We start from the raw sequence: 19,660 nt of genomic DNA on the forward strand, positions 1-19,660 counted from the left end.
CTGCAAGCTCAGGGCACGATAGGTGCCGGCGAGTCGGGCTCGAGCTTGCGCCAAACGAAGCCAATGTGCTCGCGCATGATGCGGCGCGCCTCCTCCGGCTGACGTGTGCGAATCGCCTCCCAAAGCGCGAGATGCTGCGCGAGGATGATCTCCGACGCCTGTTCGCGCAACTCGAACAGCCCCGCGTTGTTCAGCGAGATGTGCTCGTAGAGCATCTTGACCACGCTGCCTTGCAGGTGACGGAGCATGGCGTTGTGAGACGCGTTGGCGAGCGCTGTGTGAAAGTCGCCGTCCAGCCGCGATTCGAGCACGGTGTCGCCTTGCTCGTGTGCGGCTACCAGCCCGTCGACCAGTTCCGCCATGCGGGCGAGATCCTCGTCGGTCGCCCGCACGGCAGCCAGATATGCCGTGGTGCCCTCCAGCATCAGACGGAATTCCAGCATGTCAGGACGCAGTTCCGGATGGTCGCCCACCAATTGTCGCCACGGTGAAATCAGCCCTGTCTGCAAACGATCCGAAACATAGACGCCCGAGGCGGCGCGCGTCTTGAGCAGCCCGCGAGCCACGAGGCGCTGAAGCGCCGCGCGAACCGTCGAGCGCGCCACCCCCAGCGACGCAGCCAACGCACGCTCGGACGGAATGCGCTCGCCTGGCGACCACACGCCTTCGATCAGTCGGGTTTCGAGTTCGCGCGTGATGCGCTCGGTCAGATTGGGACCGCTCACGGTGATGTCTCCTGCCGCATGCCGGATGCGTTCGGTTGAATGCGTGCGATGGTGGCCACGCGGCGATCGAATTGCACCGCGCGAGCCTCGCATGCTCTGCGCGTGCACCATTGACGCATGTTCTCAGTTTGCCGCGATTCTGCGCCACTCACCGCCGATCACGGCAACTGGTACGACCAGTTTGCCCGAACGCTTCTCGGGTGTCGATCATCGCGGCAGCCGGACGCTACGTCCGCGCGAACCGTCGTGCCATCCGCATCAAACGCGGCCGCACGCACGGCAATACGGCCAGAAACAGGCCTTAAAGCAATCGATCACCAAATCGAGGAGACGTAAGTGGAAGTGTGGGTACAGAACTACGTGCCGGGTGGCACGCTATGGATGGCGGCACTCATGGCCGCGTTACCGATTGTCGTATTCTTCGTAGCCTTGGCCGGACTGCGCATGAAGGCGCATACCGCCGGCGCATTGACCGTCGCGCTTTCCCTCGTCATTGCGGTCACCTACTTCGGCATGCCCGCCAGGATGGCAGCCATGTCGGCGGTTTACGGCTTTGCTTATGGCCTGTGGCCCATCGCGTGGATCATCATCACGGCGGTGTTTCTCTATCGCGTGGTGGTCGAGACCGGGCAGTTCGACATCATTCGCAGCTCGGTGGTGTCGCTGACCGACGATCAGCGTCTGCAAATGCTGCTGATCGGCTTCTCGTTCGGCGCATTTCTTGAAGGCGCTGCGGGCTTCGGTGCGCCGGTCGCCATCACTGCCGCGCTGCTTGTGGGACTCGGCTTCGAGCCGCTCCGCGCAGCGGGGCTTTGCCTGATCGCCAACACCGCGCCTGTCGCGTTTGGCGCGATGGGCATTCCGATTATCGTGGCGGGTCAGGTGAGCGGCATCGATCCGTTCCATATCGGTGCGATGGCGGGGCGTCAGTTGCCGCTGCTCTCCGCTTTCGTGCCGTTCTGGCTGGTGTTCATCATGGACGGCAAGCGTGGCGTCAAAGAGACGTGGCCTGCCGCGCTGGTCGCCGGTGGCAGCTTCGCCGTCGCGCAGTACTTCTCGTCGAACCACATCGGGCCGGAACTGCCCGACATCATCTCGTCTCTGTTCTCGCTCGTGTGTCTGGCCGGCTTCCTGAAGGTTTGGCAGCCGAAGACGTCGGCCGCGCGCGGCCATGCAGGCGTGAGTGCCTCGGGCGGCGCCGCCGCGCTGGGCGGGTTCGGCGGCCTCAATGGCGGATCGGCGCGCAGCACCAAGCCGTCGCCTTATACGGCCGGCCAGATCCTGCGCGCCTGGGCGCCGTTCCTGATCCTCACCGGCATGGTCACGATCTGGAGCCTGCCGGGCTTCAAGGCGCTGTTCGCGAAGACCGGCCCGCTCGCGTGGACCGTACCGTCGCTGCATGTGCCGGGACTGGATCGTCTCGTGGCAAAAGCCGCCCCGATCGTGGCCACGCCCACGCCGATGGACGCCATCTTCAAGTGGGACGCCCTCTCGGCTACCGGCACGGCGATCTTCATCGCGGCACTGCTCTCGATGGCATTGCTTCGCATGAAGCCGGCCGCCGGCGCGACGAACTTCTTCAAGACCGTTGCGGAACTGCGAAAGCCGGTGCTGGCCATCGGCCTCGTGCTGGCGTTCGCCTTCGTCATGAACTACTCGGGCATGTCGACGACGCTGGCGTTGCTGCTCGCCCACACCGGCGCGGCATTCCCGTTCTTCTCGCCGCTGCTCGGCTGGCTGGGCGTGTTCCTGACCGGTTCGGACACGTCGTCCAACGCCCTCTTCTCCGGTTTGCAGAGCACCACGGCGCAGCAGATCGGCGTGTCGAACACGTTGCTCGTCGCCGCGAACACGACTGGCGGCGTGACCGGAAAGATGATTTCCCCGCAGTCGATCGCCGTGGCGTGCGCGGCCACCGGCCTGATCGGCAAGGAAGCCGATCTGTTCCGCTTCACCGTGTGGCACAGCCTGATGTTCGTCGTGCTCGCCGGTCTGATCACTCTGATTCAGGCGTACTGGCTCACGGGGATGCTGGTGCATTGAGTCTGTCTTCGTTATCGACACTCGCCGCCGCGCTGCCGATGCGCGGCGGCGAGTGTGTCGTCCCCTGCCGGAGAACCCCATGAAAGTGGCCCTGTTCGTCCCCTGTTTCATCGATGCACTGTTTCCCGAAGTGGCCATCGCCACCCTGGAGCTGCTGGAGAAACTCGGTGTGACGGTCGATTACCCGCGTCGTCAGACCTGTTGCGGGCAACCGCTGGCCAACAATGGTTGCGAGGCCGACGCCACCGGCACCGAAACGCTCTTCGTCGAGAATTTCGCCGGTTACGACTACATCGTCTCGCCCTCGTCGAGTTGCGTGCATCATGTGCGCAAGCATCTGACGGCCGCAGGCGAGTCGGAACGCGTGGCCGCCGTTCGCGCCAATACGTACGAACTCACCGAATTCCTTCACGACGTGCTGAAGGTTCGCGATTTTCCGTGGGCAGCGTTTTCGCATACCGTCGGCCTGCACAACAGTTGCAGCGCCATCCGTCATCTGCATGCGGCGTCGGCCAGCGAGATTCCCGGAGAACCGTGGTCGAAAGCCCGCACGCTGCTCGAGGGGGTGCGCGGCATCCGCTTCGCCGCCCCTCGCCGTCCCGACGAATGCTGCGGCTTCGGGGGCACCTTTTCGGTGTCTGAACAGGCGGTGTCCGTGAAGATGGGACAGGACAAGGTGCGCGACCATCTCGACGCTGGCGCGCAGTTCATCGTCTCGGCCGACATGTCATGCCTGATGCACCAGAAAGGATGTGCGGCACGCACGCAAACCCCGATGCGGTTCCTTCACATTGCGCAGGTACTCAATGGCGTGGACGTCGGCGCACCGGCGGCCGCGACGCCCAACGAGGTGACGGCATGAGCACGGGGCAGCGCGTCGATCACGCGAAGAACGCCGAGGCGTTTCTCGCGAAAACGGAACACGTGGCGTTTCACGACAAACGCCTCTGGGACCTGCGGATGAAACGCGATGCGCAAGCGGCGTCCATCGGCGAATGGGAGACCCTGCGCACGCTCGCGTCGCAAATCAAGGAACACACCCTGTCGCGGCTCGGCGACTATCTCGACCAGTTCGCCACGCAAGCCGAAGCGAACGGCGTGAAAGTGCACTGGGCGCTCGACGCTGCTGCGCACAATGCCATCGTTCACGGCATTCTCGCGGCGCACGGCGTCAGAACACTCGTCAAGAGCAAGTCGATGCTGACAGACGAATGCGAGTTACGCGAGTATCTCGAACCGCGCGGCATCCATGTCATGGAGACCGATCTCGGCGAGCGCATTCAGCAACTCGACAAGCAGCCGCCGTCGCACGTGGTCGTGCCCGCCGTGCACAAACTGCGGGGAGATGTCGCACAGTTGTTCGGCCGCACGCTCGGCACCGATCCGGCTAACGACGACGTTCGCTATCTGGCCGAGAGTCAGCGGCAGACCACGCGCCCGGCATTTCTCGAAGCGGGGGCGGGCATGACCGGGTGCAACTTTGCCGTCGCGGAAACGGGCACGGTCGTGGTCTGCACCAACGAAGGCAATGCCGATTTGTCCGCCAACGTGCCGCCGGTGCACATCGTGTCCATCGGCATCGAGAAGCTGATTCCGCGCATAGCCGATCTCGGCGTATTCGTGCGCTTGTTATCACGTAGCGCACTCGGGTCGCCGATCACGCAATACACCTCGCATTTTCGCGTGCCGCGCCCGGGCACGGAGATGCACTTCGTCATCGTAGACAACGGCCGTTCGGCGCGGCTGGCGATGGACGACTTCTGGTACTCGCTCAAGTGCATCCGCTGCGGCGCTTGCATGAACACCTGTCCGGTCTACCGGCGCAGCAGCGGCCTGTCGTATGGCAGCACCTACGCGGGGCCCATCGGCGCGATCCTCAATCCGGCCTACGATCTCAAACGCTACAGCGCGCTGCCGTTCGCCTCGACAATGAACGGCAGTTGCACCAACGTCTGCCCCGTGCGCATCAACATTCACGAGCAGTTGTACAAGTGGCGCCAGATCGTGGCCGAGGAAGGCGAACTGCCGCGCGTCAAGCGCAGCCTGATCAAAGTCGCTGGCAAACTGCTCGCCAATCCGGTGCTGTATCGCACATCGGTCAAGTCGATGAACACCGCGCTGCATCGGCTGCCCAATATGGTGCTCTACAACCCGCTCAACACGTGGGGCAAAGGCCGCGATCTGCCCGACGCGCCCAAGCAGACATTCCGTGACTGGTATGACGCCAACCGGAAGTCGCCCGACACCGGACGCAAGGACCCATCATGAGCACTTCCCGCGAAGCATTTCTCGTGCGCGTGCGCGCCGCACAACGCGTGGCGCTGCGCGACGACGATCATCCGGCCGAAGGCGCGCGTGAGCCGTTTCCCTTGCCTGCGCTGCCTGTCTTCGAGACACCGGGCGGCGATCGGTGCGAGCGGTTTGGCAACAACCTCGTCACCATGGGCGGCAAGCTCGCAACGCTCGACAATGCGCAGGCGCTGGCTGCCTGGCTCGCCGAACGCTTCCCCGGCGTTACGCCAGTGACAGCAACATCGGAAGCCGTGTCGGCGCAACCGCTCGATGTCTTGCGCGCACCTGCGTCGCTGCATGACGTCGACGTCGGTATCGTGCGCGCCCGCTTCGGCGTTGCGGAGACGGGGTCCGTCTGGCTCTCCGAACGGGAGTACGGCGTCAACGCACTCGGCTATCTGGTACAGCATCTCGTGGTATTGCTCGATCCGCGCGATATCGTCGACGGCTTGCAAGACATATACCGTCGGCCCGACTTCGCGCTGGCGCGCTATGCGGTGCTCGTTACGGGCCCATCGGCGACAGCCGATATCGAAGGCGTGCTGATTCAAGGCGCCCAGGGCGTGCGCTCGCTGACCGTCGTGTTGCTCCCTCGCGACTGACCGTCGCGAAAACAACACGAACGCGCGACAGTTTGTCGCACAACGCCCCCACGTTTCCCCGCGCTTGACGCGCGTCAAGTTCGCCGAAGGAACCTGCTTCTACCATCGATCGTGCTCACTCACGACTTTGGACATCATCATGAAGCACTCCCTCGGCGCTGCGGCCATCGCAGCCGCGCTCGTTACCGGTGCCGCCTTCTTCAGCGCATCCGCCTCGGCACAAGCCAATTCGCAAGCCCCGTCACAGGCCGCAGACAACGCGGCCCCCGCGCCGGAGAAGACCTTCGGCTTCATCAAGGACAGTTCGCAAGGCATCTACGCCGGCGACATCCTCGCGCGCGTGCGCGCCATCGGCATCTTGCCCGACTCGCATGCGAGCGGCAGCGTGCTGCCGACGCTGGGCGTGACCGTGAATAACGCGATCGTGCCGGAACTCGACTTCACGTACATGATTCTCGATAACGTCGGCGTCGAACTCATTCTCGGGATGTCGCGTCATCAACTCACGTCGAACATCGGCCATCTGGGCGGTGTGAACGTGCTGCCGCCGACGCTGCTGCTGCAATACCACTTTAACCATGCGGGCAAGGTGCGTCCGTATGTCGGTGCGGGTATCAACTACACGCGCTTCTGGAACAGCAGCCTGAACGCGGGTGGCACCCCGATCTCGATCAAGAACCACAGCGTCGGTCCGGCACTGCAAGCCGGGGTGGACATTCAGATGACGAAGAATCTGTTCTTCAACATCGACATCAAGAAAGTCTGGATGAAGACCGACACTTCGCTCGCAGGCACCGACCTCGGCACACTGCACATCGATCCGCTCATCGTCGGCGTCGGTGTCGGCCTGAAGTTCTGATATCCGGTGTGGAGCGCCATACGCCTGGGGGGGCGGTGGCGCTCCTTTTTTTACCCGGACGCCCGATGCGGCAAATTGTCGCGCACTCCCTACATGAGAACGCAAGGCATTTACGCCGCTCGGCGACAGCACCTACAATGCTTGGTTCCCTGATTTTTTCCCATTTCTTCATCCGGCCCGGGCATGCGCAAGCTTCGTCAGCATCGCGTCGCAATCGGGATCGCCTTGCTGGCGATCCTGCTGGCAGCGCTCATGCCGGCGATTGCGCAATGGCGCGCCGCAACGCAGCAAGACCCATTCGCGGTCTATTGCACGGTGCAGGGCACGCAGGCCGCACTGGGCACGAACACCACGGAGCGCGCCAACGCCCAGCGTGAAGCGGCCCACGACGGACACACCGGTCACGACGACGCGCAAGCACCGCCCGCACAGCCGCAGGCCACGAGCCTGCACAGCAGCCACGGCGGCACGGATCACTCGCTCGCCTCGGCAGACCATTGGGAAAAGTGCGGCTACTGCACGCTCTGGGCCCATCAACCCCTTGTCACCACCCACCTTCTCTCCCTCCCGCCTGCCGCACCGGCAGGGGTCGCCACCGCCCCCCGGGTGCTGGTGCCGTACTACCCGCGCGCCCGTTTCTCCGCCGCCCTCGCGCGCGCACCGCCCGTCCCCGCCGCCTGATTCTTCCGACTTCCGGCCAATACCGGAATGCCCTGCCGAACGCGTCGAGCCTCGTTAGCGCGTCTTGCCGTGATCTGCACTCGCTGTGAACACACCGTTCGCGCAGCGCGTTTGATCCGTGTCGTGCGCACCGCCCGCTTTGGAGAACACCGCGCGGCCGCACGCGTCATCGCGCACGTATGCGAAACGACATCGAGTTGTCACCACGACGCGCGGGGCATTGTCATTCCCGTGTGTCGCAGCAAGGCACGGCACACGTTCGGCACCCACACGATCATCAGGCGACCGCGACGCGGTCGCGAGAGAGACTCTCATGTCACGTCCCATGACACAGAAGCCGCTGCAAACGGCCATCGCACTTGCCCTTGCCTCGCTGGGCAGCACGGCACACGCACTCACTAACGACCCCGAGACGACTGGCCTGAGCGTTGCGATCGACGCGACACACGCGGCAACGCGCACGGGCCACCACCCTGACACCCTCGTTGCTTCGTCAACGCCCAGCACGCAGTCCCCGGCACACGCACCCGCGATGTCTCTCGCGCAGGCGGTTGTGCCTTCGACGGCGTCCGCAGCGCCGGTTCCCACGGCCACGCTGCCGCTCACGACCGTGACCGCACCGGCAGAGTCGCTCACCTCGCCGAGCGTCGACGACCAGAAGGCCAACCTGTTCCAGACAGCAGGGTCTGTCGCCTTCGTCGACGCCGATTCATACCAGAACACCTATGCCTTCAACCTGCGCGATATCCTCAAGGACACCCCCGGTGTATACGTGCAGAACCGGTACGGTCAGGAACTGCGCGTGTCGATTCGCGGCTCAGGCATCGCACGCGGCTATCACGTTCGCGGGCTCGACATCCTTCAGGACGGCATTCCGACCAACTCGGCCGATGGCAGCGGAGACTACTACCAGATCGACCCGATGGGCTTGCGTTCGACCGAGATCTACAAGGGCGGCAATGGCCTCACATACGGCTCGACCACGCTTGGCGGGGCCCTGAACTTCGTCACCCCGACAGCCTATACGGCTGACGCGCCCAACCAGTTCCGTCTCGAGGGCGGCAGTTTAGGCACCGTGCGCGCCAGTGCTCAGATGTCGCGCATCTTCGGCCCATTGGATGCACTCGCGACCGTCACCCTGAATCGCGCCGACGGTTATCGCGACCACGACAAGGGCAATTACGCGCAGATCAACGCCAACATCGGCTACAAGTTCTCGCCGAACTTGGAGACCCGGTTCTTCTTCGGCGCCTATATCGTCGACCAGAAGCTACCCGGCACGCTGTCGCTGTTCGACGCGCTCAACAATCCGACGAAAGCCTCTGCGTCCGCCGTCTCCGGCGATCAGGCACGCAACACACGTACCGAGCGACTGGGCAACCTGACGACGATTCGCTTCGCCACCGGCCAGCTCGACATCGCGTCGTGGGTCATCCACAAGAGCCTTTATCACCCGATCTTTCAGGTCATCGATCAGGACGGCTGGACCTACGGCGTGGCGCCGCGCTACACGGCCAACCTGACGCTCGCCGGCATGCGCAACGACCTGATCGTCGGTGCACGCTTCTTTGGTGGCAACACGCAGGCCGACCAGTACGTCAACGTGAACGGCAATCGCGGCGCGCGAACGCTCGACGCCCGCCAAAGCGCCTACAACTACGAGGCGTACTTCGAGAACCGTCTGTTTTTCCTGCCCACGGTCGGCCTGATGATCGGCGCAAAAGCGTACCGCGACGTTCGTCAATACATCGATTACGGCGGCCTGCCGGGCGACCCGAGCTACCGCTCGACAAGCGCCGCCTACTCGGGCGTCAATCCGAAGATCGGGCTGTTGTGGGAGCCTCGCAAGGACATGCAGGCCTTCATCGACGTCACGCGCAGCGCCGACGTGCCCGACTTCACCGATCTGTCGCAGACCTTCGGCGCCACGTCCCGCTTCGTTCCGCTGGCATCGCAACACGCCTGGACGATTGAAGCCGGTACGCGTGGCAAACTCGAGCGCGTGGCGTGGGACGTGACTGCGTATCGTTCGCTGGTGCGCGATCAGTTGCTTCAGTACACAACATCGCCCGACATTCCCGCCGCGACCTTCAACGCGAACAAGACGGTGCTGCAAGGTCTGGAAGTGGGCGCTGCGGTGGACGTGTTCAAGAATGTGGTGGCGACCGGGGATCGAATCACACTGTCGCAAATCTGGAACTACAGCGATTTCCGTTTCCGCGACGACCCGCAGTACGGCAATAACCGCATCGCCGGTGTGCCGACGAATGTGCTGCGCACGACGCTCGGCTACGCGTTGTCGAACCGCTTCCAGATCTCGGCGTCGCTCGACTGGGTGCCGACCGGCGCCTGGGTCGACTATGCCAACACAATGCGCGTGCCCGGCTACACGCTGCTCGGCGTACAGGCGTCGTACCTGATTCAGCGCGGCGTGACGTTCTATGTCGACGCCCGCAACCTGACCGACAAGCGCTACGTCACCGACTTCAGCACAGTGACCGATGCCCGCATGACCAATACCGCCGTGTTCTATCCGGGCGATGGAAGAAGCGTGTTCGCCGGCGTGCGCTTCGCGTTCTGAGTCTCAACGGATTGCACCACCCGGCGTGCGCGGCGCAGGAAAGATGCCGCGCACCGCCCGGCAGCAGGTCGTGTGGCGAACCTCGTTCACAGCATGCGCCGCAACGTATCGTCCCGACGGAAGTAGTGATGCCACAGCGCCGCCAGTGCGTGCACGCCAATCACCCAATAGAACGCGCTGCCGATCGTCTCGTGAATGTCCTTGATCGACCGGCCCACTTCAGCGTCTTTCCCGATGAATTGCGGCAGCGCGGCATCCAGCCCTGGAATCGTGAGCACATGTCCCCCGGCATTGAGCGTGAGGTATCCCAGCACCGGCTGCGCAAACAGGAACAGATAGAGCAACAGATGCACCACGGCGGACGATGCCCGCACCAGCCCCCCCTGGCCGGGTAACGGCGCCGGCGCCCCCTTGATCATTCGCCAGAGCAAACGCGGCACTGCCAGTACCAGCACCACAACCCCGGCCCACTCGTGAATCGTCATGGACAACGCACGCGGCGCGCTGCCTTTCGGCAAATACCCTTTCGCGATGACAGCCGCATAGGCAATCACGACCAGCAACGCGATTGCCCAATGAAAGAAGATGGCGGCCGGCGCGTAGCGCTCGGCCAAGGAGAGCCGCGAGCCGCTCGGGCGGAACTTAATTGCGTTACCCATCTGGGGGAGTCCTTTTCTGTCTTGCAAGTGACGTCATTATGACGTCGGTTCCGTTACGCGAAAAGGTCTCGAATCGTCGCAGTTGTTACTTCAAGTTTCCTCTTGGTATTCGGATTCCTCCTCCCCACGGACGCTCTTGCTATGCCGACAATACGTCTCAAGCGCGCACGGCCCCATAGATGCGCCCCCGACGAACCTCCTTGGCCGACCGTTGCTTGGTCGGCCTTTCAGCCCCGCTCGCGGGGCTTTTTTTTGGTTCATCGTGGAAAATCGTGGGGGTTTTCGACAGGAAATGCGGTATGGCGCCCGGTGTCAGGCGCCTCGCTACGTTCGAGCGACGGCTTCCGCCGGAACGACGTGCCGCGCGAGACCGAGCGCCGCCGCATCGATGCCCAGCGCCAAACCAACGAGCTGAGGCAAATGCAGCACGGGGAGATCCAGCGTAGTACCGAGATCGCGTGCCATGTCGTCCTGATACGTGTCGAGCACTGTATGGCACAAGGGGCACGGCGTCACCATGGCGTGCGCACCGGCCGCTTTCGCCGACGCGACGTGCCGACCACTGAGTTTGATGGGAATGACATCACTTTGCGCGGAACAATGAAAACCGCAACACGATGTCCGGCCGGAATATTCCACGGTCGTGCAGCCCAGAATCTGCGCCAGCGTCTCGATCGACCGGACGCTCTGCGCGTCCGTGCCCCCGAAGGTGGAGGGTGGCCGAACGATGTGACAGCCGTAGAACGCCGCGATCCGGTGCGACGACAGCGGCACCTTCACCAGCGAACGCAACCGCACCTCCCCCACCTCCTCAAGCAGATACCACAATAGGTGCGTCACGCGCGACGTCCCACTGTAGACAAGGCCTTCCTCGGCCAACTGGCTATTCACGCGAGCACGCAAGTCCGAATCGCTTTCCACACGTTGCTTGGCCTCGATCAGGTTCAACGTACAGGTATTGCAGATCGTCATGAGATCGAGGCCTTTCGCCTCAGCCAACGCAATGATGCGAATGTTCAGCGCAACGAAGCGCGCTGCATCGGCCGCACGAATCTCACGACTCCCGGTGCAAGTCGCAGAACTCAGCGTCTCCAGTTCGACGCCCAGCCGATCTGCCACGGCGTGCGTGGCCACCAACAACTCGCTACACGTCGTGCGTGCGCTGCACCCGGGGTAGAAAGCAATCCGCATGCTCATGCCTCCTCGAAAGACATCTATCGGAAGAAAATACGTCGGATCGTCTTGATGCCGGGCACCGGTCGACGCAACAACGCGGCCAACGGCTTGACCTTGCCCCGCAGCATCAGCTTGAGCGTGCGCCCGGGTCGTTGTAGCACCGCGCGCCATCCGCGCGTACCCAGAACGAGCAACATGGGTTCGATCCGCCCTCGCCGCGCCACGATATCCATGAACGTGCGCGCATGCGGCGACGCCTCGCGTGCCTGCGCATAGGCGAGTTGCTTGAGCGGTTCGATGGCGGCACTCACGATCGGAATGCCCGCAGGGCAGACGGCTTCGCACTGGTAACAAGACACGCAATGGTGAACTTGCGCTTCGTCCAGAATGGCCTGCAGACGCGCTCCATCGTCGCGCGCATCCAGCGCAACGCGAGCCAGATGCACGAGTGGCGCTGGCCCGGCGAACGCGATATCGTCGGGAAAATCGAGCACAGGGCATGCCGAGTAGCAGGCGAGGCAACTCAGGCAGTCCATCGTCGCGCGTAACGACGCGGCGTTTGCCGCATCGATCGCTTCCGGGAACCCACCGTAAGGACGTGAGCGCTGAAGCCAGGTTTGCAGCGACACCAGCTTCGCTTCGACGGGCGAGCGATCGACCGCGAGATCGCGGATTCGCGGCAGGTGGCGCAGCGGCTCGATATGCATCTCCGCTTCGGCCGCCTCCCAGCACATTAGCACCTCCCGTCCATTGACCCGCGCGGCGCAGGTGCCACATTTTTTCGTGCCGCAGTACCACCGGTAACCGATGTCCACAGCGAGCGTTTCCTGCACGTAGTTCAGCGCATCGATGATGCGCATGTGCCGCACGTGCGGCACCACGTAGGTCTCCACGTATGGCGCCGCGTCCGTTTCCGGATCGAAACGCGAGATGTGCAAGGTCACCGCCGCCAACTCACTGGCCGCGTCCTCCCGAAATTGCCCGACGTCCGAATGCATGTGTCCCCTCAGCGCAAATGGTCTTTTTGACGACGGATCCTTAGCGTCGAGATGCCCCGGATCACCACGGCACACTGAAATACGCTTGCCGATCGAATCCCGGAGCGATGGCGCCCTCCGGATATCGCTCTTGCCTGAACCGGTAGCCGCTGCCATCGCGCGCGATGATGTTCTTGCATTGCCATACGGTGTTGTCGACGTAGGGAAAGTCAGTGCGATAGAAGCTGCCCCGGCTCTCTTCACGCCGCAATGCACTTTGCAATGTGGCTTCGCACACATCGACCAGGTTATGAACATCGAGAGCGTCGAGCCATGCCGTGTTGAAGCGCCGCGACGCACTCGGCGGTTTCATACGCGGCAGTTCGCGCGCGCGCAGTCCGGCAAGCCGTGTCAGACCGTCGCGCATCGCCTTCCCGTGCTTGATGATTCCGTAGGCCTCGTCCATCACATCCCAAATGCCGGTCTTGATGTGCATGGGTGCGAGACACTGTCGACCGGCACCGCTGTCCGTCAGGCCGCCTCCGACACGAAGCGCCTCCACCCGTTGCGCCTCCTCCCGAATCTGCTGCGCCGTGTGATCGTCGTGGCGATGGCGCTCGGACAAACTCCCGGCGACTGACTCTGCCGCAAGCCCCCCGTCATAAATCGCGACCGCCAGACTTCCCGTCACGTGAGCCCCGACCCCGCCGGCCACCCACAATCCGGCCACACTGGTGCGCATCGAGTGCGGGTCCGACTCGATGCCGCCCTGCCGGTAATGCATCGTGGTGCGCGCTTCGACCTTGTCCCGCGTGATGTCGAGCCCCAGCTTCTCGAACGCCGAAGCGGCGTACTGGTAGCGACGCAGCACCTCCGCGTCGACATGGCGGTAAGACGTGTAGTAGCCGCCGCTGAAGCGCGCCTTTCCCGCAAGCACTTGTTGCGTGAGCCGCTTGACCTGAAGCGAATAGGGCGCGAGCGCGGCAGGTGCGTCGCGCGACTGCTCGAAGAAACACTCGCCCTGCGCGTTGTACACACGTGAGCTCTGGTCGGTGCCCACCAGCGGATTCGGATAGATATGCAGACGCTGCCATGTCGGCGGATTCGCAAAATCGCTGATGTGCCAGAACTGCATTTCCAGATTGGTCATCTCGGCGCCGGCGCGTAGGGCCAGCGCAATGCCGTCGCCGGTTTGTTCACGCGTGCCCGTGGAGCGACGCACCAGCCGGTCGGCGTGTCCCGTCGCCATGACGACTGCCTTCGCATACACCGCAAACATCTCGCCGCGCACATAGTCCAGCGCGGTCAGGCCGCAGACTTCACCGTTCGCGTTGCGCAAGAGTGCGGTCACGACACACTCCTCATGCATCGGAATGCCCCCGGCTTGCAGTTGCTTGCGCCGAATGTCCATCAGGAGGATGCCGGTCTGCCCCTGCATGGGAGCGACCGCCCAGCGCACGGGAGAATGGCTCATCGCGATGCCGCCGTCGGCGTCGCGCGTGAACAGCAATCCCAGCGATTCCATCTCCGGATAAAAAATGTTCTCGATCCAGTTTCCGGCAGCCGCCAGATACGACTGATCCACCAGGAAATGGCTGTAGTACTTAGCGAAGAACTCCAGCGAACTGGCAGCGTTCTGCTCGGTGCCGCCGAGCATCTTCGAGCCGACGATCACGGCGCCCGCCATGATCGATGCGCCGCTCTTGCCGACCAATCCCTTGGAGATCAGCATCGGCTTCAGGCCCAGATGGTGCAGACGCAAGGCGGCGTAGGTGCCCGCGCCGCCTCCGCCGACGACCACGACATCGCAATGGATCACCCTCATCGCAGCAGTGCCCTCCTCGGGTCAGTTGTGGGTCTGTGAGACCGCGGAATGCCATGGGTTCATTGTGGGCAGCGCGCCGGGCGCCGATGCAGCGATCGCGACACGCCATCCAGCAAAGCAGCCAAAGTGGTGGGCGGGCTGCGCGGTCAAGCCGGGCGAGCAGCGAAGACCGGCAAATGGATCGGAAGCCGCACGCGCCACCCGAGTGAAATTTTGTCCGCTTTGCGATATGTGTTGTCCCTTGCGCGGTGTGCGCAAGGGGAAGAGAGGCGCTAAGGTGAGTTGGGCCGTCAATCAAACAACAACGACCATCAGCTATCAGGAGACACACCATGGATGCGACCCTGCAAGCCGTCGCCCGCAACGAGCGCGGTTCGCCCGCAAAGTCGGTCATCTTGGGCGCGGGTATCGGCAACGCGCTGGAGTGGTACGACTTTGCCTCGTTCGTGCTCTTTTCCCGCTACTTCTCGACTCAGTTCTTCCACGCCGAAGATCCGACCGCCGCCTTTCTGTCGACGCTTGCCGTCTTTGCCGTCGGCTTTTTGTTGCGCCCCATCGGCGGGGTCTATTTCGGTTGGCTTTCCGATCGCCGAGGCCGCCGCAGTGCGATGGTGACCTCGATGGCTGTCACGGCAGCGGGTTGCCTCGTCATTGCGGTGTCGCCCACGTATGCGTCAATCGGGTTGATGGCCCCGGTGCTGCTCGTGTTCGGACGCTTGTTGCAGGGCTTCGGTCTGGGCGGCGAGATCGGTGCGTCGTTCACCTTCCTCGTGGAAAGCGCCCCTGTCCATCGCCGCGGCCTGTGGTCGAGTAGCATGTTCATCGCCATTACAGGTGGCTCGCTGCTCGCCACGGCCGTCGGATTGGTATTGACGCAAGTATTCTCGACCGAAGAGATGACACGCTACGGCTGGCGCATCCCGTTCTTCTTCGGCACCGCCCTTGGCGTGTACGCGCTGTTTCTGCGCGGCAGGCTCAAAGAAACGTCGGCATTCGAACAGGAACAAAGCGAAGCGCGCACCAGTGTGTCCCCACAACCGATGGCCCGGGCCATCTGGGAGCACCGCGCCTCGGTGCTGCGCATCATCGCGCTCACGGCCGGGCCGACTCTGACGTTCAACACCTGGATGTCCGGCGCGATCACGTTCGCCACGCACTTCAAAGGCGTCGATGCGCGAGACGGGCTTCTGGCGCTATGCATCGGCTGTCTGGTGTACATGGCGATACAGCCGGTCTGGGGCGCGCTCTCGGACCGCATCGGCCGCAAGCCCAACCTACTGATGGGAGCGGGTGGATCGGCGCTGGTCATCGTGCCGTTGCTCATGATCATCGATGCGTCCTTCGTGCGGCTAACGCTGGCGATCTGTCTCGGTCTGGCGGTCCTTGCCGCCTGGACTGCCATCGCGCCAGCGGTTTACGCTGAGTTGTTCCCCACACGCATTCGCGCCAGCGGCGTCGCCATTCCCTACTCGCTGACGGTGGCGATTTTCGGCGGCACGGCCCCCTACTTGCAGAACTGGCTGGCCGATCACGGGCATCTCGGGTGGTTCGCTGCCTATCTGATTGCGCTGAATCTGTTGACGGTTCTCGCTGTCATCTGGATGCCCGAAACGCGCGGTCGTGCGCTGGAATGAGACGCCTGAATGAGAACCCGGCGCCGGGGCGAGGCAACACAAATCGCCCCGAGCGTCGCCCTCTGGCCATCACAGGGCATTTTGTCCTGCCATACCCGAGTTAACCCCCATGTCGTGCATCTGAGGTTGAGGAAAGAATGAAACGGGCATTTCTTTCCCTTAGCGCCAAGGGGCACGTCATGCAGACACGGATCATCACCGCTCAGGATGTCGCGTTTTTCGAGTCGCGAATCTCGCCGGCCCCCATGGTCGGGCTAGCCTTCGCGTTTCCATCGGGCGGCGGTGTCGAACCCCATGTCCATCCCTATGGGCAGGTGTTGTTCGGTGGCGAAGGCATCATGTGCGTCGACACACCGCGCGGCACCTGGGTCGTGCCTCCACAGCGCGCCGTCTGGATTCCGCCAATGACACTGCATGCGGTGCGGCTGCGAGCCTCGTTTGGCATGCACAACCTGCTGATTTCGCCGCACGCCGTGGCGAACCTGCCCAAGACCTGCGAGCCGCTCGTCGTCTCCAATCTCATGCGCGAACTGATTCTGCGTGCGGCAAGCACCGAAGAGCCGCTGCAGCGCAAGCGTCACGTCGACAAGTTCTTCGAGATCATTCTCGACGAGCTCGAATTCAGCGACGAGATGCCGGTTAAGCTCGAAATCCCGCGTGAGCGACGCCTCGCGCGTCTATGTACCGAGTTTTCGCGCGAACCGTCCGATAACCGGACGCTGCAGGAATGGGGCGAACACGTCGGAGCCAGTGCGCGCACCCTGTCGCGACTCTTCACCCGCGAACTGAATCTCACCTTCGACGAATGGCGGCGCCATGTGCGCCTGCAAGAGGCGCTCTACCGCCTCGCGGAAGGCAGGGCTGTCTCCGCAGTGGCCAACGAACTGGGCTACGAAAGCACGACGGGCTTCATCGAAATGTTCCGTAAATCCCTGGGACGCACGCCCGGTCAGTATTTCGCCTAAGCCTAAGCCTGAGCCCGGTATTCCCCAATGAACTTTTCGTGCGCGCCACAACAAACCCTCCCGTTACCGATCTCCACGGGCCCGATACACACGGCCTGAGCCATCACCGAGCCGTCTCGCTGCGGAGCAACATTCGCCGTGTGCATCGGTGAGGCCAGCTTATCGCGGCAGTGCGGCAAAAGGTCTGTGAACTATCCGAGAGAATCGAGGCACGAATGCAATAGCGGGCACGTCCGAGCCATGCTTAAGACGAATACGATGCAAAAGATAGGACGACACCGTGAAATGTTGCGCGAAGCCCTCACAGCGCTGGTCACAGCTCGGCGTGCGGGCCGATAATGGTCACCAAATACATGGAGGACAAACTATGCGAGACATCACATTTCCCGGAGGCGAGGCCGTACCGGTGCTGGGTCAGGGCACATGGATGATGGGCGAGAAGCCGGAGCGGCGGCGCGAGGAAATCGATGCGTTGCGCCTGGGTGTCTCGCTGGGCATGACGCTTGTCGATACGGCCGAAATGTACGGCGAGGGCGCTACCGAACGTCTCGTGGGCGAAGCACTGGACGGGTTGCGCGACGAGGTGTTTCTCGTGAGCAAGGTCTACCCGCACAACGCCTCGCAACGTGGTGTGATCGCGGCTTGCGAGCGCAGCCTGGAACGCCTGGGCACCGATCGTCTCGATCTTTACCTGCTGCACTGGCGTGGCGAAGTACCACTCAGGGAAACGATTGCGGGCTTCGAAACCTTACGCCAGGCAGGCAAGATCCGGCATTGGGGCGTCAGCAACTTCGATACGGACGACATGGAAGAGTTGTTCGACACACCGGGTGGCAACGCATGTGCAACCGATCAGGTGTTGTACAACCTTTCGCGCCGCGGCCCCGAATATGACCTCGCGCCGTGGCTCGCCGAGCGCGGCATGCCGATGATGGCATATTCCCCCATCGAACAGGGACGGCTTCGGACCACGGGTGTACTGGCCGATATTGCGCGTGCACGTCACGTCGAGCCATTGCAGATTGCGCTTGCCTGGGTGCTGCACCGACCGGGCGTCATCGCGATTCCCAAGGCAAGCTCGCAAGCGCACGTGCGCGCCAACTATGCAGCGCACGACATCGATCTGACCGGAGAGGAACTCACGCAGCTCGATCACCACTTCGAAGCGCCCTGGCGAAAACGTCCGCTAGAGATGATCTAAGAACGTTCGCGAATTTTGAAGGTGCCCGGTCCCGCGCCTCCAACAAAGTACACTAGGCGCTTTCGCGCTTTTGCAGGACGGATTCATGAACGATTCACGTCCCGTCGTCGTTATCGGGGGCGGTTTGGTCGGCGTATGTACCGCCGCATATCTTCAACGTGCCGGGCATTCGGTAGTGATCGTCGACCGGCAGTCGGCGCGTCAGGCGGCATCGCTTGGCAATGCGGGCTGCATCAATGGCTCGTCGGTCGTCCCGATTGCGATGCCCGGCGTGCTCTGGCAAGTCCCCGGCTGGCTGATGCAACCGGATGGCCCGCTAGTGTTGCGATGGCGCTATCTCCCGCGCATGGTGCCATGGCTCATGCGCTTCGTCGCGGCGAGCCAACCCGCTCGGGTTGCCGCACAAGCCCACGCGTTGCGCGCGCTGCTCGGCCCCGCGCTCGACGCCTATCAGCCCCTGCTTGACGATGCGGGAGCGAACGATCTGGTCAAGCGCCGCGGTTATCTCATCGCGTACTCCAGCCCGAACGGCATGGCGGGCGACGAAGGCGGCATGGCGCTTCGCCGTGACAACGGCGTGCATATCGAGACGCTCGATGCGGCTGCGCTTCGTGAGTTCGAGCCGACGCTATCGCATGACTTCATCGGCGCACGATACATCAGCGAGACGGGGCATACCGGCGATCCGGGCGCACTTCTGGCGCGTCTGACCGCACAGGTGGTCGCACGAGGGGGGCGTGTCGTCGATGCGGCAGCCACGGCCATCGAGACCAATGGCGCACAGGCCGTCGCCGTGCACACCGACAAAGGACGTGAAGCTGCCAGTGCCGTGGTTATTGCGGCGGGGGCGTGGTCGGCACCCTTCGTGCGCCAGTTGGGAGACCGCATCGTCTTCGACACCGAACGCGGCTATCACGTGGAGATTCCGGCACCGGAAGAAATGCCGTCACGCCCCGTCATGTGGGCTGAGGGCAAGCTGTTCGCCACACCGATGAACGGCCGCCTTCGCGGCGCGGGTACGGTGGAATTGGCGGGGCTGCAAGCGCCGCCGAACTGGCGGCGTGCCGATCTGCTATTGGGTCAACTGCACAAGATGTTTCCGCGCGCCATGCAAGGCACGAAGCCGACGCGATCGGTCGACGGTGCGCGCTGGCAGGGCTTTCGCCCCAGCACCCCCGACTCGCTACCGGTGCTGGGCGCGGCGTCGAAAGTGCCGAATGCGTTTTATGCGTTCGGCCACGGTCACGTCGGCCTGACCGCCGCAGCGTCGACAGGTCGTACGATTGCCGGGCTGGTGGCTGGCGAACGGCCTGCTATCGACCTTTCGCCATTCTCGATCGGACGCTTTCGCTGAAGCACGCGAATGCGGCACGGCGCGCGCGGCGAGGAGTTGTCCGAGCGCGCCGTCATGCCGCCTCGCAAGCGCAACGCCCCTCAAGC

General features: G+C 63.3%; 16 protein-coding genes. 11 read left to right on the forward strand and 5 right to left on the reverse strand.

Annotation, left to right across the window (positions count from 1 at the left end; all coding sequences use genetic code 11):
* Window positions 1–8 precede the first annotated feature (8 nt).
* Window positions 9–725 carry a FadR/GntR family transcriptional regulator gene (locus PCO31110_RS01550; RefSeq protein WP_036663702.1) on the reverse strand — a complete coding sequence of 239 codons (717 nt, stop codon included), beginning with the start codon at window positions 723–725 and terminating at the stop codon, window positions 9–11.
* Window positions 726–1,061: 336 nt separating this feature from the next.
* Here PCO31110_RS01550 and PCO31110_RS01555 point away from each other — a divergent pair, with 336 nt between their 5' ends.
* The 7 genes from PCO31110_RS01555 (at window position 1,062) to PCO31110_RS01585 (ending at window position 9,783) form a co-directional block, all read left to right on the forward strand.
* Window positions 1,062–2,768 carry a lactate permease LctP family transporter gene (locus PCO31110_RS01555; protein WP_010804954.1) on the forward strand — a complete coding sequence of 569 codons (1,707 nt, stop codon included), beginning with the start codon at window positions 1,062–1,064 and terminating at the stop codon, window positions 2,766–2,768.
* A 79-nt stretch (window positions 2,769–2,847) separates the two neighbouring features.
* Window positions 2,848–3,630 (forward strand): (Fe-S)-binding protein, encoded by a 783-nt coding sequence (locus PCO31110_RS01560; RefSeq protein ID WP_010804953.1) that lies wholly within the window; start codon window positions 2,848–2,850, stop codon window positions 3,628–3,630.
* A complete protein-coding gene (locus tag PCO31110_RS01565) occupies window positions 3,627–5,036 on the forward strand; it encodes a lactate utilization protein B (RefSeq protein WP_150689468.1) in 1,410 nt (469 codons plus the stop codon). Before PCO31110_RS01560 ends, PCO31110_RS01565 begins: the two co-directional genes overlap by 4 nt.
* Window positions 5,033–5,662 (forward strand): LutC/YkgG family protein, encoded by a 630-nt coding sequence (locus tag PCO31110_RS01570; protein WP_150689469.1) that lies wholly within the window; start codon window positions 5,033–5,035, stop codon window positions 5,660–5,662. The genes PCO31110_RS01565 and PCO31110_RS01570 overlap by 4 nt, the downstream gene beginning before the upstream one ends.
* A 139-nt stretch (window positions 5,663–5,801) precedes the next feature.
* Window positions 5,802–6,521: an OmpW/AlkL family protein gene (locus tag PCO31110_RS01575; RefSeq protein WP_150689470.1), complete on the forward strand. Its 720-nt coding sequence runs from the start codon at window positions 5,802–5,804 to the stop codon at window positions 6,519–6,521.
* A gap of 183 nt (window positions 6,522–6,704) precedes the next feature.
* Window positions 6,705–7,202 carry a DUF2946 family protein gene (locus tag PCO31110_RS01580; protein WP_150689471.1) on the forward strand — a complete coding sequence of 166 codons (498 nt, stop codon included), beginning with the start codon at window positions 6,705–6,707 and terminating at the stop codon, window positions 7,200–7,202.
* A gap of 532 nt (window positions 7,203–7,734) precedes the next feature.
* Window positions 7,735–9,783: a TonB-dependent receptor family protein gene (locus PCO31110_RS01585; protein WP_150689897.1), complete on the forward strand. Its 2,049-nt coding sequence runs from the start codon at window positions 7,735–7,737 to the stop codon at window positions 9,781–9,783.
* A gap of 86 nt (window positions 9,784–9,869) precedes the next feature.
* Here the strand turns inward: PCO31110_RS01585 and PCO31110_RS01590 are convergent, their stop codons facing one another.
* The 4 genes from PCO31110_RS01590 to PCO31110_RS01605 all read right to left on the reverse strand — a co-directional run bounded on the left by PCO31110_RS01590 (window position 9,870) and on the right by PCO31110_RS01605 (window position 14,420).
* Window positions 9,870–10,442 carry a cytochrome b gene (locus PCO31110_RS01590; RefSeq protein WP_150689472.1) on the reverse strand — a complete coding sequence of 191 codons (573 nt, stop codon included), beginning with the start codon at window positions 10,440–10,442 and terminating at the stop codon, window positions 9,870–9,872.
* 324 nt (window positions 10,443–10,766) lie between these two features.
* Window positions 10,767–11,639: a CoB--CoM heterodisulfide reductase iron-sulfur subunit B family protein gene (locus PCO31110_RS01595; protein ID WP_010804945.1), complete on the reverse strand. Its 873-nt coding sequence runs from the start codon at window positions 11,637–11,639 to the stop codon at window positions 10,767–10,769.
* A 17-nt stretch (window positions 11,640–11,656) separates the two neighbouring features.
* A complete protein-coding gene (locus PCO31110_RS01600; protein ID WP_010804944.1) occupies window positions 11,657–12,616 on the reverse strand; it encodes a succinate dehydrogenase/fumarate reductase iron-sulfur subunit in 960 nt (319 codons plus the stop codon).
* Window positions 12,617–12,677: 61 nt separating this feature from the next.
* Window positions 12,678–14,420, reverse strand: a complete 1,743-nt coding sequence (locus tag PCO31110_RS01605) for an FAD-binding protein (protein ID WP_150689475.1) — start codon at window positions 14,418–14,420, stop codon at window positions 12,678–12,680.
* Window positions 14,421–14,752: 332 nt separating this feature from the next.
* Here PCO31110_RS01605 and PCO31110_RS01610 point away from each other — a divergent pair, with 332 nt between their 5' ends.
* From PCO31110_RS01610 to PCO31110_RS01625, 4 genes are all read left to right on the forward strand, one after another.
* A complete protein-coding gene (locus PCO31110_RS01610) occupies window positions 14,753–16,054 on the forward strand; it encodes an MFS transporter (RefSeq protein ID WP_010804942.1) in 1,302 nt (433 codons plus the stop codon).
* A gap of 179 nt (window positions 16,055–16,233) precedes the next feature.
* Entirely contained in the window at window positions 16,234–17,019 is a 786-nt protein-coding gene (locus tag PCO31110_RS01615; protein ID WP_174979271.1) for an AraC family transcriptional regulator, read from the forward strand.
* Between the two features lie 367 nt (window positions 17,020–17,386).
* Window positions 17,387–18,220 (forward strand): aldo/keto reductase, encoded by an 834-nt coding sequence (locus PCO31110_RS01620; RefSeq protein ID WP_010804940.1) that lies wholly within the window; start codon window positions 17,387–17,389, stop codon window positions 18,218–18,220.
* Between the two features lie 85 nt (window positions 18,221–18,305).
* Entirely contained in the window at window positions 18,306–19,574 is a 1,269-nt protein-coding gene (locus PCO31110_RS01625) for an NAD(P)/FAD-dependent oxidoreductase (RefSeq protein ID WP_150689477.1), read from the forward strand.
* Window positions 19,575–19,660 lie beyond the last annotated feature (86 nt).

Origin of the sequence: Pandoraea communis, from assembly GCF_902459745.1 — a bacterium.
GTDB classification, from domain to species: Bacteria; Pseudomonadota; Gammaproteobacteria; order Burkholderiales; family Burkholderiaceae; genus Pandoraea; species Pandoraea communis.